The following is a 15,478-nucleotide window of genomic DNA, read 5'->3' on the forward strand; positions in this document are numbered from 1 at the left end:
ACCGATGGCCGATGCAGCCCTTTCCGCCACGACCGGTTCTGCCGACCAGTCGCTTGCCATGCGAGCCGCTTCCGGTTTCGTCAGCCGGCTGGTCGTCATCGTTCCCTATCTGTGGCTTCTGTTCTTCTTCCTCATCCCCTTCGTCATCGTCTTCAAGATCTCGCTGTCGCAGTCGGCGATCGCGATGCCGCCCTACACGCCGGCGCTCGACTTCAAGGATGGGATCGCGGGCTTCCTCGCTCCGCTGAAGCAATTGAGCTTCGACAATTACGTCTGGCTCACGCAGGACGCGCTCTACTTCAACGCCTACGTCTCCAGCGTGACAATTGCGGCGATTTCGACCGTGCTGACCCTGCTGGTCGGCTATCCGGTCGCCTACGGCATGGCGCGCGCGCCCGCCTCGCTGCGCCCCACGCTGCTGATGCTGGTGATCCTGCCCTTCTGGACCTCCTTCCTGATCCGCGTCTACGCCTGGATCGGCATCCTGAAGCCCGAAGGCCTGCTCAACCAGCTGCTTTTGAGCATCGGCGTCATCCACGAGCCGCTGGTCATCCTCAACACCTATACGGCGATCTTCATCGGCATCGTCTATTCCTACCTGCCGTTCATGGTGCTGCCGCTCTATTCGACGCTGGAGAAGATGGACAATTCGCTGATCGAGGCGGCCAACGATCTCGGCTGCCCGCCGATTTCGGCGTTCTGGAAGATCACCTTTCCGCTTTCCCTGCCGGGCGTCGTCGCCGGCTGCTTGCTGGTGTTCATCCCCGCCGTCGGCGAATTCGTCATCCCCGACCTGCTCGGCGGTTCGCAGACGCTCATGATCGGGCGCACGCTGTGGAACGAGTTCTTCAACAACCGCGACTGGCCGGTGGCGTCCGCCGTGGCCATCATCCTGCTGCTGGTGCTGGTGATCCCGATCATGATCTTCCAGCATACGCAGGCGCGCGCCCAGGAAGGCGACAAGTGAGGGCCCCGCGATGAACTCGACCTGGAGCCGCTTTAACATCACCTCGATCGTGCTGGGCTTTGCCTTTCTCTACCTGCCGATCGTGCTTCTGGTCATCTTTTCGTTCAACGAGTCCAAGCTCGTCACGGTCTGGGCCGGCTTCTCGACCAAATGGTACGTGTCGCTGTTCCATAACCAGGGACTGATGAACGCGGCGTGGGTGACCATCCGCGTCGGACTGATCTCGGCCTCGGTCGCCACTGTGCTCGGCACGCTCGCGGCCCTGACGCTGACGCGCTACACGCGCTTCCGTGGGCGGGTCCTGTTCACGGGCATGGTCTTCGCGCCGCTGGTCATGCCCGAGGTCATCATGGGCCTGTCGCTGCTTTTGCTGTTCGTCGCCGTCGGCCTCGATCGCGGCTTCCTCACGGTCACGCTGGCGCACATCACCTTGACCATGTGCTTCGTGGCCGTCGTGGTGCAGTCGCGCCTGCTCACCTTCGACCGCTCGCTCGAGGAGGCCGCCATGGACCTCGGCGCGCCTCCGGTCAGGACCTTCTTCCAGATCACCCTGCCGGTGATCCTGCCGGCCGTGATCTCAGGCTGGATGCTGGCCTTCACCCTGTCGCTGGACGATCTCGTCATCGCCTCCTTCACCTCCGGGCCGGGCGCCACCACCCTGCCCATGAAGATCTACAGCCAGGTGCGGCTGGGCGTGACGCCCGAGATCAACGCCGCCTGCACCATCCTCATCGCGGTCGTCGCCATGGGCGTGATCGCGGCGTCGGTCGTCAACAAGCGGCGCGAGGTGCAGCGCCAGCGCGACGAGCACGCTGCGCAGAGGGCCTGAGACGCAGAGGGCCTGAGACGCAGAGGGCCTGAGGCAAGACAATTTTGGCCGGCGAAGGCGGCAGGGGGTCCTGCCTGCCCCGACATCAGCGCTGCCCAAGCAGTTCAGGGAAACGTGAAGCGGTTTTCCGTCCGGAACCCGCATGCAAAAGATGGATGGTTCCGGCGTTTCCGTGAACGGCGAACCGACCTATTCCGCGTAGGGCCTGCGGTTGATCGGCGAGATGAAGGGCGTGCTCCAGGTCCCCCCGACGAAGAAGGAGGTTTCCTTTTGGGCCGGGGCCGGGGACGGGGCTGGTGCCGGGGCCGGAGCCGCTGCCTGCGGCGCCGGCTGCTGGCCGTTCTGGCCGGGCGCGGGGGCATTGGGAGCCTGGCCTGGCTGTTGCGGCTCCGGGGCGGGCGGCTGGCCGTTGGCGGGTGTGGCCGCCGGGGCGGGTTGCTGGCCGCTTGCGGCCGGCGCTGCAGGGGCAGGCTGCGGACTTGACTGAACCACGTCGCCGCTCAGCGCCAGGCCGCGGCCGGCATAGGGCACGATACCCGCCAGCCAGAGCTTGGTCTTGCCGGCGCGCACCTCGGCCTTGTCGAGGCGGGCGACGCCGCGCGAGATGGTCGCCTTCAACTCGGCGCCGTCGATCGGCAGATTGCCGTCGGTGACCTCGTCCAGCGGAAAGAATCCGCCTTGCTCGTTGTGCTTGAGGAAATCCGTCAGGTTGAAGCCGTTGAGGTTGCCTGAGCCGAAATTGGCCGTGAACGAACCGTCGGCGTTCTCCAATATCGTGTCCCAGGCCTTGCCGGGGCCTTTCAGGATGAGCGAAACGGTGCCGGTGCCCGTCGGCACCAGCCGTTTCATGCCCGCCGCATCGGCGAAGGCCGCTCCGTTGATGTCAGAGGCAAGCAGCTTCATCTCCACCTGCGTGCCTTCCGGCCGGCGGTCGAAGCGCAGGCCGGTCTGGATGTTGCCGCCGAACGCGGTGGCGTCGGAAATATCGAAGACGGACAGGCCGTTCTTGATCTGCACGGTCGCCGCCACGTCGGCGAGCTGGATGGCGCCGGCGGTGGCATGGGCCGCCGAAAGCCGTAGGTCCAGATTGAGGCGGTCGGCGAAGCCGTTGTCGATGTCGTCCGGCACCTGCTTGACGGAAGCCAGTGGCGTGAAGGCCGAGAGGAAGGCGCGCAGGTCCAGCGTATCGAAGGCCAACGTTCCCGAAACCACCGGCAGCGCTTCGGCGAAGGATATGTCCAGGACGCCCATGCCGGAATTCTTGTCCAGCGCGATCTCGGAATTATCGAGCTTCATGCGGCCCGAACCGGCGCTGAACTTGCTGGAAACCGAAACCGCGCCGACGGCCGTTCCCGGCGCGATGCCGGCGCCCGTCCATTCCAGCACCCGACGCAGCGACGGCGCCGAGAATTTCATCTGGCCGTCGACGAAGGCGTTTTGGGCCAGGCCCGCATTGCCGGTGAAGGAGAAATTGGCCGGGGCCGCCTTGAGCGAGGCGGTCACCGGCGCTGTGCCGCCCGCCAGCAGCAGCAGCGGCTTGGCCGACGACAGGTCCACCGCCACGCTCTCGCCGCGCCAGATGCCGCTGGCCTGGAGGCTGGCGGCATCGTTGAGCGCGGACCAGGATGCCTGGCCCGTCAGGCTGGTGATGACCTCCGCGTCGGCATCCTTCACGCGCGTGACGACCCGGCCGTCGCGGAACTCGACGCTGCCGAACTCGTCCGAAGGGAGTTTGCCGGTATCGGGATTGGCGGGATTGGCCTGGACCACGGCCCGCGCGGCGTCGACGGCGCGCGCGATGCGGCCTCCGGTGGGAATGGCCGGCAGCAGCAGGCCTCCGGCAGTCGGTTCAGTGCGTATGGTCGGCCGGATCAGCCGGACCGTCGAGAACACCACGTCGCCGCGCAGCGCCGCCAGCGCGGACAGATCGATCTCCACGCGCTCGGCTTCGATGACCGGAGGCTCCTGCGCTTCCGTCCATTTGGACAGCGTCACGTCGGTTAGCACGGCGCTGAATTTCGGCCAGACCTGGATCTGGGGCGTTCCCTGGATCGCGACCCGGAAGCCGCTCCAGGCGCTCATTTCCCAGGCGATCCGGTCCCGCACGATCCGCGTGGACGCCACGTAGGGCAGGGCGGCAACGGTCAGAGCCGCCAGAAAAACGACTGCAACAGCTGCCCAGATAGCCCGCCAGATCAAAGGTGATGGCATCTCGCCTCATGTGCTCGCGTTCTGTCCAAGCGCGCAAAGGTGTAGTGTCTGGCACGCGCATTTCAAGTCTTTGTGGCTAGGTGAAGGCATTTGCGCACATGGGTGACGTATTCGGGCCGCCGCCTTGCGCGCTCCGGATGCCATAGGCATAAGCGGTGCGAAGCCGGAGGAGAGCCATGGCCGATCAACAACCACTGTGGAGCCCAAGTGCCGAGCGGGTCGCCGCATCCCCGTTGACCGCGTTCACCGAGGCGGCGGAGCGAAGGGCCGGCGCGACCTTCGCCTCCTACGCCGAACTTCACCGCTGGTCGGTGGAAGAGCGCGAGGCGTTCTGGGACCTGGTGTGGGATTTCTGCGGCGTGATCGGCGACAAGGGCGCCAGCGGCGGGACCGAACGCATCCTGGCCGACGGCGACAGGATGCCGGGCGCGGCGTTCTTTCCCGATGCCAGGCTGAACTTCGCCGAGAATCTCTTGCATAGAACGGGCGCCGAGGAAGCCATCGTCTTCCGCGGCGAGGACAAGGTCGAGCGCCGGCTTTCCTGGAACGAGCTTCAACAGAGGGTCTCGCGACTCCAGCAGCTTTTTGTCGAGATCGGCGTCAAGCAGGGCGACCGCGTCGCCGCCATGATGCCCAACATGCCGGAGACAGTCGTCGCCATGCTGGCCGCCGCGTCCATCGGCGCGGTGTTCTCCTCCTGCTCCCCGGATTTCGGCGAGCAGGGCGTGCTGGATCGTTTTGGCCAGATCGAGCCGGTCGTCTTCATCGCCCCCGACGGCTACTGGTACAACGGCAAGGCCATCGAGGTGGCCGACAAGGTCGCGGCCGTGGTCGCCAAGCTGCCGAGCGTGAAGAAGGTGCTGATCGTCGATTATTTCGGCACGGCGGCGGATGTGGCCGACACCATCGACAAGGCCGCCTCGTTCCACGACGCGCTCGAAGGCTTCGCCTCCAGGGCTCTCCGTTTCGAGCGGCTGCCGTTCTCCCATCCGCTCTATATCCTGTTTTCCTCCGGCACCACCGGCATTCCCAAATGCATCGTGCACTCCGCCGGCGGCACGCTGCTGCAGCACCTGAAGGAGCACCGGCTGCATGCCGGGCTGGTCGAGGGCGACCGCTTCTTCTACTTCACCACCTGCGGCTGGATGATGTGGAACTGGCTGGTGACGGGCCTTGCCTCCGGCGCCACGCTGCTGCTCTACGACGGATCGCCCTTCCATCCGAACGGCAACGCGCTGTTCGACTTCGCCGATGCCGAGAAGATGACCTATTTCGGCACTTCGGCGAAATTCATCGATTCCGTGCGCAAGGCGGAACTGAAGCCCATCGCCACGCACGACCTGTCCAGCGTGCGCACCATCTCGTCCACCGGTTCGCCCCTGTCGCCGGAGGATTTCCGTTTCGTCTATCAAAGCATCAAGAAAGACGTGCACCTGGCCTCCATTTCGGGCGGCACCGACATCGTGTCCTGCTTTGTCCTCGGCGTGCCGACCGAACCGGTGTGGCTCGGCGAAATCCAGGGGGCCGGTCTCGGCATGGCGGTAGACGTATGGGACGACGAAGGCCGGCACATGCCGGCCGGCAAGGGCGAACTGGTCTGCACGAAGGCGTTTCCCTCCATGCCCGTCGGTTTCTGGAACGATCCGGACGGCCAGAAATACCGGGCGGCCTATTTCGAGCGCTTCGACAATGTCTGGTGCCATGGCGATTTCGCCGAATGGACCGAACATGGCGGCATCGTCATCCATGGCCGCTCCGACGCCACGCTGAACCCGGGCGGGGTGCGCATCGGCACGGCCGAGATCTACAATCAGGTCGAGCAGATGCCGGAGATCGCCGAGGCGATCTGCATCGGCCAGGAGTTCGAGGGCGACGTGCGCGTGGTGCTGTTCGTGCGGCTGGCGGCCGGCGTCAAGCTGGACGACGAGCTTGAAAAGCGCATCCGCACGAAAATCCGCACCGGCGCCAGTCCGCGCCACGTTCCTGCCCGCATCGTCGCCGTCACCGACATTCCGCGCACCAAGTCCGGCAAGATCACCGAACTGGCCGTGCGCGACGTCGTTCACGGCAGGCCCGTCAAGAACAAGGAGGCGCTCGCCAATCCCGAAGCGCTCGACCTGTTCCGCGACCTGCCGCAACTGGCGCAATGACGGCGCCGCGGCATGGTTAAGGAACGGTATCGCCTGAATTTACCTAGATTTCAGGAGTGGTACACTTCGGTAAAGTTTCCCGGCGGCAGGTAAGGATTTGTTAAGGGCCGCCCCGGATAGTTGCGGGTAACTTGAGGGAGAAATCCCGTTCCCGTTTGCGGGAACAGCCTTGCTTCAAGCCCCGTTGTGACGAAATCCCTATTTCTTCAGGCGTCCTCTTGGGCGCCTTTTCTTTGAATCACTCGGCCAGCACGCGCGTGGACGGGAAGGCGATTTCCACCAGGGTGCCTTCGCCGGGCGTGGAGGTGATGGTGAAGCGGGCGCGGTTGGCCTCCACCATGGCCTTGGTCAAGGGCAGGCCGAGCCCCGTGCCGTCGCCGCGGCCGCGTTTCAGCGCGTTGATCTGCTTGAACGGCTTCAGCGCCTGCTCGATCTCGGCCTGGGTCATGCCGACGCCGGTGTCGCGCACCCGCATCACCACGTCGCCCGACGCCTCGTAGGCGGTGGAGACGATCACCTGCCCGCCGGCCTGGGTGTAGCGGATGGCGTTGGACAGGATGTTGAGCGCGACCTGCCGGACGGAGCGCAGGTCCGCCACCACTTCCGGAAGCTTCGAGGCGAAGCTGGAGCGGATGATCACGCGCTCGCGATTGGCCTGCGGCTGCATCATGGCGACCGTCTCGGCCAGCGTATCGTTGAGCGAGACGGCCTCGTAGTCCATCTCCTGCTGGCCGGCCTCGATCTTGGAGATGTCGAGCAGGTCGTTGACCAGATCGAGCACATGGTTGCCCGAACGGTTGATGTCGCGCAGATAATCGCGGTAGCGGTCGTTGGCGATCGGGCCGAACTTCTCGTCCACCATCAGTTCGGAAAAGCCGATGATGGCGTTGAGCGGCGTGCGGATCTCGTGGCTGATGCGGGCCAGGAAGTCCGTCTTCTGGGAGGAGGCGCGCTCCGCCACCGCGCGGGCCTGCGTCAGGTCTTCCTCCGCCCGCTTCCATTGTGTGATGTCGCGCATCACGGCGCAGAAGCCGCTGTCGTTGGGCAGGCGGCCGATGGTCATGAACAATGGAATGAAGCGCCCCTGCGCCTCGCGCCCGATCACCTCGCGCCCGTCGTTCAGCACGCTGGCGACGCCATGGTCGGAAAGCCCGTTCAGGTAATCGCGCGCGGCGCGCTGGCTCTCGATGGCGAAGAGCGAGGCGAACGGCTTTCCGGCGACGTCGTCGGAATCGAAGCCGAACAGCGCTTCCGCCGGTCGGCTGATGGAGCGGATCGTGCCGTCGCGGTCGATCAGCACCACGCCGTCGGTGGCCGTGTCGATGATGGTGCGCATCTCGGCGACCCGTGCCTTCAGCCCGGAAATATCGGGCTGGGCCTGCCCGAGGCTGGTTGCTTGCCCGGCCGCCTGGGCAGCGTGCTGCAACACCTCGTCGCCATGGCGGCGCACCACCAGCATCAGGGCCTTGCGCCCCTTCCACGGCACGGAGCGCAGGATCGCATCGGCCGGGAATTCGCGTCCGTCCCTGGTATGGATCCTCAGCGCCCTATCGGAACCGTCGCCCGTGCCATCTTCGTGCGGATAGGGATCGGCGAAGAGTGCGCCGAGCCCGCCGGCCTCGTCCAGGTCGTCCAGGTCGGCATAGCCGGTCAGCGCCAGGAATTCCTCGTTGGCATAGTGCAGCACGTCGCCGGAATGGATCAGCAACGGCACCGGCAGCTTGGCCAGGATCGAGGTTTCGGGCTCCGGACGAGCCGCCGTCGCAAAGGCCGCCGGCAGGAAGCCGTCGTCGTGCCCCGGTCCCGCTTCGAACTGCCTTGCCACGGCGGGCTGCTGCTTCGGCGCCTCTTGCGGGGAGGGCTCGGCCGCTGTCGCGGGTTGGTCTGTGCCGCTGGAGACAGTGGTGTCGGCGGCGCGCGGGGCGGCCGGCTGCTGTTCTTTCGCGGCCGGCAGGGTTTCGTCATCGCGAGCGTCGGCCAGATCAGCCGCCGCGATGCTGTCGGCGTCTTCCTGCGCCCCTTCCTTGGCGAGAAGGCCGGTGTGACGCTCCACCAGATCGAGCAGCGAGCGGGCAGGCCTTTTCGTGTGCGGCGGCTCTTTCGGCTGCGGCTGCTCGGATGCGGGGGGGGCGGGCGGCGCTTTCGCCTCGGCCGGACTATTGCCGGCGTCAGGCGCGTCGGGGCCCTGGCCGGAATGCGTGCTGTCCTTCTTCAGCCGTTCGCCGATTTCACGGAACGCGCTGCGCTCCACCACCGACAGGGCACGGTCGGGGGCAGCCTGCCGATGTTCCGCCAGCCGGATGACCTTGTCGGTGAAACGGCGATCCGGTTTGGACACGATGGCCAGCGCCGGCACTTCGCCCCGAAATGGGTCGGAGCCCGGCGGAGCGGCAGTCGGCCCGGCCGGCGGTTCTTCCTTTTCACTTTCGTCCTGCGAGGCGGACGTCCCTGCCACGTCGTCCGCTTCGCTGGGCGGCGCGTTGGGCGTCAGCGCCAGCGCGATGCCCTCCGGATCAGGAACCGCATCCGCCATGCGCGCCACGCCGAAGCCCCGGAAACCTTCGAACACGCGGTTGCGGTCATAGATCGGGAGTGCGGCCAGATCGACCGGAACCCGCAAACCGGTGCCGGCGACCGGCCACAGCACCGTGCGGCCGGACCAGGTGTCGCGCCGCTGCAGAAGGCCCGCGATTTCCCCGGAAGGGTCGAGGTCGAAGGCGGTCGCGACGTCGCGGAAGCGCCGGCCCACTATGTCGGCTGCGGGCTCCCCGACCGTGGCCGCGAATTCCGGCGAAATCGCGCTGAAGGCCCCGTCAGCGTCGGTTCTCCACACGAAGCGGACGGGCGGCGCGGCACGCTCGCCCGTCTCCGCGAGGCTCCGCTCCGCGGAAGGTCGGGGAGACGGCGCGCCGTCCTCGGCTGTTTTTCCGGACTGCGCCGCGCCACGCTCGCCATTGAAGTACCAATGGTCGTGCTGGTGACCTTCCGCGACAGGCGCCGCCGTGGTCTCTGCGCCGGAAGGTTCGGCATCGGGGGCTGTTTCTTCGGTCCCGGGTGCCTGCCGTGCGGCCACGCCGGGCTGTTCGCCGACGCCGGCGGCTGCCGGCATTTCGGCCTCTTCCTCGTCGATCACGACCAGAAGATGCTTTGCCGGTTCGTCCACCAGCCTTGCCAGCCCCGCCGGCAGGGAGCGGGACCCCGCCTGCACGCGCCGCCTGACGATCCGCTCGCCGCCGCCGCCACGCTCGGCGGCCAGCGCCGCCAATGTCTGCCTGGCGATGCCGAGCGCCTCGAAACCGTCCGAGGCAGCCTCGACATTGCCTTGCGCATCGATGAAGGCGAGGAACTGGCCGTCCTGCGTGAAGCCGCCGATCGCACGCGCGGCGATGTCGGCTGCGCCATGGGATTCGGCGTTCGCGGCCGGCACGGCCAGCAGCACGGCTTTTTCGCCGTCCGGCATCGTGATCGCGCTGGCGAGGCAACGCACCGCCTGGCTGGTCATGCCGGTCGCGATCCGCAGCATCAGCGCGCGATCACGGCCAATGTCGGGATAGCCGCTGGTCGCCATCACCTGCCGCCTTGCCACCGGGGGCAGCGCTGCCGAAGAGCCGATGGCGGAATCGATGTCCGCATGGCCCAGCAGGGCGGCACCGGGTCCGTTGGTCCAGATCACCTGTTCGAGATCGGCGGACAGGATCAGCAGCGCGTCGCTGGCGGCAAATCGCGAGCGGACCTCATCGAGCACGGCGACGTCGAGGAACGAGTAGGTGGCTGACGGCATGCGCTCGGGCGACTCTCGCGGAGATGGCACATTAATGCTTTGTTAATAAAACCCAACCGCTTCAAAATCCACAAGCCTCGGCTGCCGGCCAGCGGTTTTTGGCCGCTTGGTTAATGCGGGGCGGGCCATGCCGGGTCAGGTTTTGCTGCATTGCAACAAAAATATTGCAATGCACAAGAAAACGCGCTATATGGCACTCATTCATGAACGGCGCGGCTTAGCGCCGGGGCCGTGCCACCGTGAAAGGATGGAAAATGACCAAGTCCAAGACTGCTGAAGTAATTGGAAATGTCGAATTCCCGAGCTTCGATGCTTCCAAGACGACCGACCAGTTCCGTGCCTTCGCCGAGAAGGGCGTGGAGCAGTCGAAGGAAGCCTATGCCAAGCTGAAGACCGGCGCGGAAGAGGCTCAGAAAGCTTTCGAGACCAGCTACAAGAATGCCAAGTCGGTTTCCAGCGAGCTGTCGCTGAAGACCATCTCGGCCCTGCGCGCCAATGCCGAGGCCAATTTCTCGCATCTCGAGGCGCTCGTCTCCGCCAAGTCGCTGTCCGAGGTCATCGAGCTGCAGACCTCCTTCCTGCGCAAGCGCGTCGAGATGGGCGTCGAGCAGGTCAAGGACTTCCAATCCGTCGCCACCAAGGGCGCCGAGGAAGTCTCGCGCCCGCTCAAGAGCGTGGTCGAGAAGGCCTTCCAGGACCTCAAGGTCGCCTGATCTTCCCCGGGTCCTCGCGGACCCGGTCCGGAAGGCGAGGCAAGTGGTCGCATTCCCTTTTCCGGACATGTACGGTAGATCAGCGCCATCAAGAGATACCCGCAGACGGAACCTCCTCCCTCCGTTTCCGGGGCGACCAGCCGGTACCTCCTCCCACCGGCTCGGAACTGGAAAAGGCCGGCACCTCCTCCCGCCGGCCTTTTCTTTTTTTCTCCCGTTCCCCACATGAAGCATCGGAACGGGGACAAAGGGACCGGAACGGACTTTACTGTCCCAAAAGCCTTGAATTAAGTTTCGATTGCCCGTAAGGACGCTTCGCCGAATGAAGGAGCGCGGCTGAACAGAAGGTGAGCCTTTCGTTTCGACCATGCCTTGGCACTTGTGCCGTTGTAGCTCAGATGGTTAGAGCGCCGGATTGTGGATCCGGAGGTCCTCGGTTCGATCCCGAGCAACGGTACCACCTCCCGGAAAATTGGGCGGGCAAACTGGATCTGGCGGCGTGACAGGCGAACGCATCTGCTTTCTCAGCGCAACTTGTATCGAACGCCGGCCGACTTGCCGGAACGCGCCGACTCGGATTGAAATGGGACAGGCAACGACCTGTCGGTTTGCGCGTTGAAATTGGTGGCACGAGCGTACACGGAAACGGGCACGGCAACGGGTTACATGCAATGAATGCACACGCGATCGAGTTTCTCCAGGAATGGATCGACGAGAAGTGCTGCCGGGCACCTTCTCATCCCAGCAGGATCGAGAAGCAGGCAGAGACGCTCGCCAAGGAATGCGCCGCAGAGGCCGCAGAGGCCGGCATTCCGCTGGAGGATCTTCAGGACGAGGTTGGCGACATTCAGGATCTGATCGCCGCCAAGCTCGAGGATGCCGCCGAGGCGGAGCAGGAAAAGTCGACCGCTTCGGTCGTGCCGCTTCACAGGTCCTGAGGCTGCTGCCCCGAGACCTTGGGCCTGCGGGCCTTTGAGCTTTCAGAAAAGAGAGCCCTGATCGCCGGGTTTTGCCGGGCTGGCAGGCCTGGCTTTCGCGCCTGCCTTGGCGGGCGGACGTCCGGCGGCGGATTCGCCGGTGGCGATGGCATTCGCCGAGCCGTCGGCGAAGCGCAGCTCCAGCGCCATGCCGGATTTCACGTCAGCCGACCGCCGTACCAGGACCCCCGACGCGTCGAGCACCAACGCATAGCCGCGATCGAGGATCGCCTGCTCCGACAGCTTGAGCGTCGAAAGCAGCCGGTCGGCCTGCGTCAGCCGCAGGCGCAGCCTGTCGAGGCCGAGCGTCATGGCCTGTTCGTGCCTGCGGCTTGCTGATCCCAGTCTGTCCCGTGCCGCGCGGCCCGCCTGCAGCAACGGCCGGATGCCGATGCGCGCCTGCACCGTCGCGAGCCGCTGGCGTTTGCTTTCCAGGGCGGCGCGGGCGCATTTCGGCAATTGGTCCGCAGCGCGCCGGAATTCCGCGCGCCTTGCGGTCGCGATCGCGCGCAACGCCGCCTGCGCCCGCAGGAGGTCCCGGTCGGTCAGCTTGCGCCATTCCTCGATCCGCCTCGACAGCGTGGCCGGCGAAAGTTTCGTGCTGGAAAGCCGCGCCCGCTTGCGCTCAACCCCGTTGGAAAGTGCCCGGCCGAGACGGCCCGTGGCCTCGTCGAAGCGGCGGCGCGGCACGGCCAGCAATTGATCGGGCGAGGGAATGGCGCGCGCGGCGGCGCGGGCAGCCTGGCGCCGGCGGTCGAGCCCGCGCGACATGCAGGCCCTGAGGCGCGCCGAAAGGCTGGCGAGCGTCGCCTCCAGTTCGGCCTTGACCGGCACGGCGATCTCGGCCGCGCCGGTCGGCGTCGGCGCGCGCACGTCGGCGGCGAGATCGATCAGGGTCCAGTCGGTTTCGTGGCCAACCGCCGAGATGACCGGGATGGCGGAAGCGGCAACCGCCCGTGCCAGCGCTTCGTCGTTGAAGCCCCACAGATCCTCCAGGCTGCCGCCTCCGCGCGCCACGATCAGCAGGTCCGGCCGCCGGATCGCGCCGTCCGCCGCGAGCGCGTTGAAGCCGTTGACGGCTGCCGTCACTTCCGCGCCCGCCGTCTCGCCCTGCACCCGCACCGGCCAGACCATGATATGCAAGGGGAAGCGGTCGGATATGCGGTGCAATATGTCGCGGATCACCGCGCCGGTCGGCGAGGTCACCACGCCGATGACGCGCGGCATGTAGGGCAGTGGCCGCTTGCGCTGAGGATCGAAGATGCCTTCCGCCGCCAGCCTGCGCTTGCGTTCCTCCAGCAGCGCCATCAGCGCGCCGGCCCCGGCGGGTTCCAGATTGTCGATGACGATCTGGTATTTGGAGGAGCCCGGATAGGTGGTGAGCTTGCCGGTGGCGATCACCTCCATGCCTTCCTCGGGGCGGAAGCGCAGCCGGCTCATCGTGCCTTTCCAGACCACGGCCTCCAGCCGCGCCCGGTCGTCCTTCAGCGCGAAATAGGCATGGCCGGAGGAATGCGGCCCGCGATAGCCGGAAATCTCGCCGCGCACCCGCACATGGCCGAACGTGTCCTCGACCGTGCGCTTCAGTGCGCCGGAAATCTCGCTCACCGTATATTCGGTGGCGTTGGTGCGTGATTCGAAAGCCGCGTCGCTCATCGTCGGATAGGGGCGCTTTCGGGCACCGGGGTCAAGTCGTGCCGGCGATAAATGCGGGCAGCGGCAGTCACCAGCCGGGCATGATCTGGTTGGGCCTGGTGCGCTTCATCTTGGTGAAGGGCAGGGCCGCGAAATCGAAGCTTCCCGCCTCTTCCACGGCCGGCACGGTGATGTTGTCCAGGCTTTCGCAGATGTGGCGCGCGAGCGCGTCGACGATATCCGGCTGGCTGGTCTGGCCGCGCATGATGCCGATGCGGCAGTCCGGCAGGGCGCCGAACCCGTCGGCGTCGCCAAGCACCCGCATGCCGGGCCTGAGCGCGCATTCGGGCAGCACGGAGATGGCCAGCCCCGAAAGCACCGCCGCCGCGATGACGGTGGCCGAAAAGGACGAGAACAGCACGCGATAGTCGCGGTTCTGCCGGTCCAGCACGTCGCAGGCGGCGCGCCGCCAGATGCAGTTCGGCCGGCCGAAGGCCATCGGCAGCACCGGTTCCTCATGCGTGGCATGGTTCTGCGAGGATACCCAAAGCAGCGGCTCGCGCCGCACCACTTCCGACTGGCCGCGCGCGTCGTTGTGCGTCACCAAGGCGATGTCGAGATTGCCCCGCTTGATATGCTCCACGAGGCCCGGCGTCGGCTCGCAGACGACGGTCAGTTCCACGCGCGGGTTGGAGCGGGCGAAACGCGCCATGATCTCGGGCAGAAAGCGGTCGGCATAGTCGTCCGGCGTGCCGATGCGGATCGTGCCCTCCAGACGGCTGTCGTCGAAGGCGGCCAGCGTCTCGCGGTTGAGAAAGAGCAGGCGCCGCGCATAGGAAAGCAGCCGTTCGCCCTCCTCGGTCAGCTTGTTCATGCGGCCGTCCTTCTCGAACAGCGCCTTGCCGATGCGCTCTTCCAGCCGGCGCATCTGCATCGAAACGGCCGATTGCGTGCGGTGCACCTCGTCCGCCGCCCGCGTGAACGAGCCGGTGTCGGCGATCGAGACGAAAGTCTGCAGCTGGTCGAGGTCGAGAGGAGCCTTCATCGCCGTGATCCATCATCGCTTCTGATGATAAAGATTAAAAACATTCGTTGGATTAATCAATCGGTCAATGCCAGATAGACATCGTCCACATGAAGGCATGTCGAAGGGGTTTTGGCCTCCGCGTTCCGGCGGCAGGCAGCCACTTTCGTGCGCTTCCGGATGAGAAGGAGATGGACGATGAGCACGTATGATTTCGCTTCCCAGGCCTCGCGCATCACGACGCGTCCGGCGGCTGCGGTGCGCGTGTTCGCCGTAGCCTCCGGCCTTTATCGAACCTGGCGCAATCGCCACGCCTTTTATCGGCTCACCGAAATGAGCGATGCGGAACTGGCCGATATGGGCCTCACCCGCGCCGACATGCGCGCGGCAAGCGCCTTGCCGTTCGCTGCCGATCCGACCGTGAAGCTGTGTGCATTGGTCAGCGAGCGGGCGAAAATGATCGAGGCCGCGGCGCGCAAGGTAGCCTGACGTTTTCCAGGTCGCGCTTCCGGCGCGTCCCAGCCATTGCAGGCTCCCCACCCCGCCGGTCTCCCACCGGTCGCCTGCATTCCTGCCCGGTCCCTCACGGACCGGGCTTTTTCTAGCCGTTACTCGAGGTCTAGTCGGGATCTTACAGCCATATTGAGATCCATCTTGCATCTGACCTCTTCATTGTTGACTGTCGTTCGATTGCCACCGGCATCGTACGGAAACTTAAAGTCAAAAGCTTCCGGACCACTCTCTTTTTCGTGAAGCATTTCCAGACGGGCGACAACACCATCCGCCCAAATTGGCCGCTGTGCAGCTTCCACCCAGAACAGAACATAGCCGGGCCATGAGCGCTCGACGAACCAGTCGGGTGCATGCCGCATAGCTTCGCGATGAATGCCCGCATACGTGAATGCCATCAGCGACGGTAAATCTTGCCAAAGGGAAAGAGTTGATGGTGCCCAGCCGTCGCCGCGATCGTCATAGAAACGCGGGTAAACCTGTTTCCCCCAACTCTCCGGTCCAGGCTCGCCATCGTAGCCGGAGCGGGCGACGAAGCCGTCGCTTCGCTCGGCGATCAGGAAATTCAGATCGTTTCGGCGATGGAAGCCTTCATTTACAGGATCGTCGGTGGGACGACGGAACATGCCGAAATTATAGATTGCCAACAGTTTCATGATTGGACGTGGCAATGACCCTCCT

At 65.5% G+C, this 15,478-nt stretch carries 11 protein-coding genes and 1 tRNA gene; 7 read left to right on the forward strand and 5 right to left on the reverse strand.

Going from position 1 to position 15,478, the window contains the following annotated elements; all coding sequences use genetic code 11:
* Positions 1-4: 4 nt before the first annotated feature.
* Both QU595_RS02475 and QU595_RS02480 read left to right on the forward strand, forming a co-directional pair.
* Positions 5-967: an ABC transporter permease subunit gene (locus QU595_RS02475; RefSeq protein ID WP_315918901.1), complete on the forward strand. Its 963-nt coding sequence runs from the start codon at positions 5-7 to the stop codon at positions 965-967.
* Between the two features lie 10 nt (positions 968-977).
* On the forward strand, positions 978-1,796 hold the full coding sequence (locus QU595_RS02480) for an ABC transporter permease (RefSeq protein WP_315918903.1): 819 nt from the start codon (positions 978-980) through the stop codon (positions 1,794-1,796).
* A gap of 189 nt (positions 1,797-1,985) precedes the next feature.
* Here QU595_RS02480 and QU595_RS02485 read toward each other — a convergent pair whose 3' ends face one another.
* Entirely contained in the window at positions 1,986-4,007 is a 2,022-nt protein-coding gene (locus QU595_RS02485; RefSeq protein ID WP_315918904.1) for an AsmA family protein, read from the reverse strand.
* 176 nt (positions 4,008-4,183) lie between these two features.
* On the opposite strand from QU595_RS02485, the gene QU595_RS02490 reads away from it, so the two are divergent.
* The gene (locus QU595_RS02490; RefSeq protein WP_315918906.1) at positions 4,184-6,157 is read left to right on the forward strand and encodes an acetoacetate--CoA ligase; all 1,974 of its coding nucleotides are present in this window, start codon (positions 4,184-4,186) and stop codon (positions 6,155-6,157) included.
* Between the two features lie 238 nt (positions 6,158-6,395).
* On the opposite strand, the gene QU595_RS02495 is transcribed toward QU595_RS02490, so the two are convergent.
* Positions 6,396-9,938 carry a PAS domain S-box protein gene (locus tag QU595_RS02495; protein WP_315918907.1) on the reverse strand — a complete coding sequence of 1,181 codons (3,543 nt, stop codon included), beginning with the start codon at positions 9,936-9,938 and terminating at the stop codon, positions 6,396-6,398.
* Positions 9,939-10,192: 254 nt separating this feature from the next.
* Here QU595_RS02495 and QU595_RS02500 point away from each other — a divergent pair, with 254 nt between their 5' ends.
* The 3 genes from QU595_RS02500 to QU595_RS02510 all read left to right on the forward strand — a co-directional run bounded on the left by QU595_RS02500 (position 10,193) and on the right by QU595_RS02510 (position 11,589).
* Positions 10,193-10,651, forward strand: coding sequence for a phasin (locus tag QU595_RS02500; protein ID WP_315918908.1), 459 nt, complete (start codon positions 10,193-10,195; stop codon positions 10,649-10,651).
* Positions 10,652-11,034: 383 nt separating this feature from the next.
* Positions 11,035-11,111: transfer RNA gene (locus tag QU595_RS02505), tRNA-His, on the forward strand.
* A 211-nt stretch (positions 11,112-11,322) separates the two neighbouring features.
* Complete coding sequence (locus QU595_RS02510; RefSeq protein WP_315918909.1) at positions 11,323-11,589, forward strand: hypothetical protein; 267 nt, start codon at positions 11,323-11,325, stop codon at positions 11,587-11,589.
* A gap of 42 nt (positions 11,590-11,631) precedes the next feature.
* Here QU595_RS02510 and xseA read toward each other — a convergent pair whose 3' ends face one another.
* Positions 11,632-13,284 carry an exodeoxyribonuclease VII large subunit gene (xseA, locus tag QU595_RS02515; protein WP_315918911.1) on the reverse strand — a complete coding sequence of 551 codons (1,653 nt, stop codon included), beginning with the start codon at positions 13,282-13,284 and terminating at the stop codon, positions 11,632-11,634.
* Positions 13,285-13,351: 67 nt separating this feature from the next.
* Entirely contained in the window at positions 13,352-14,308 is a 957-nt protein-coding gene (locus QU595_RS02520) for a LysR substrate-binding domain-containing protein (protein ID WP_315918913.1), read from the reverse strand.
* A gap of 177 nt (positions 14,309-14,485) precedes the next feature.
* Between QU595_RS02520 and QU595_RS02525 the strand changes: the two genes are divergently transcribed.
* Positions 14,486-14,776 carry a DUF1127 domain-containing protein gene (locus tag QU595_RS02525; protein ID WP_315918914.1) on the forward strand — a complete coding sequence of 97 codons (291 nt, stop codon included), beginning with the start codon at positions 14,486-14,488 and terminating at the stop codon, positions 14,774-14,776.
* Positions 14,777-14,895: 119 nt separating this feature from the next.
* On the opposite strand, the gene QU595_RS02530 is transcribed toward QU595_RS02525, so the two are convergent.
* Positions 14,896-15,468, reverse strand: coding sequence for a DUF3291 domain-containing protein (locus QU595_RS02530; RefSeq protein WP_315918915.1), 573 nt, complete (start codon positions 15,466-15,468; stop codon positions 14,896-14,898).
* Between the last annotated feature and the right edge of the window lie 10 nt (positions 15,469-15,478).

Origin of the sequence: Mesorhizobium sp. SP-1A, assembly GCF_032460275.1 — a bacterium.
Taxonomy (GTDB): Bacteria; Pseudomonadota; Alphaproteobacteria; order Rhizobiales; family Rhizobiaceae; genus Mesorhizobium.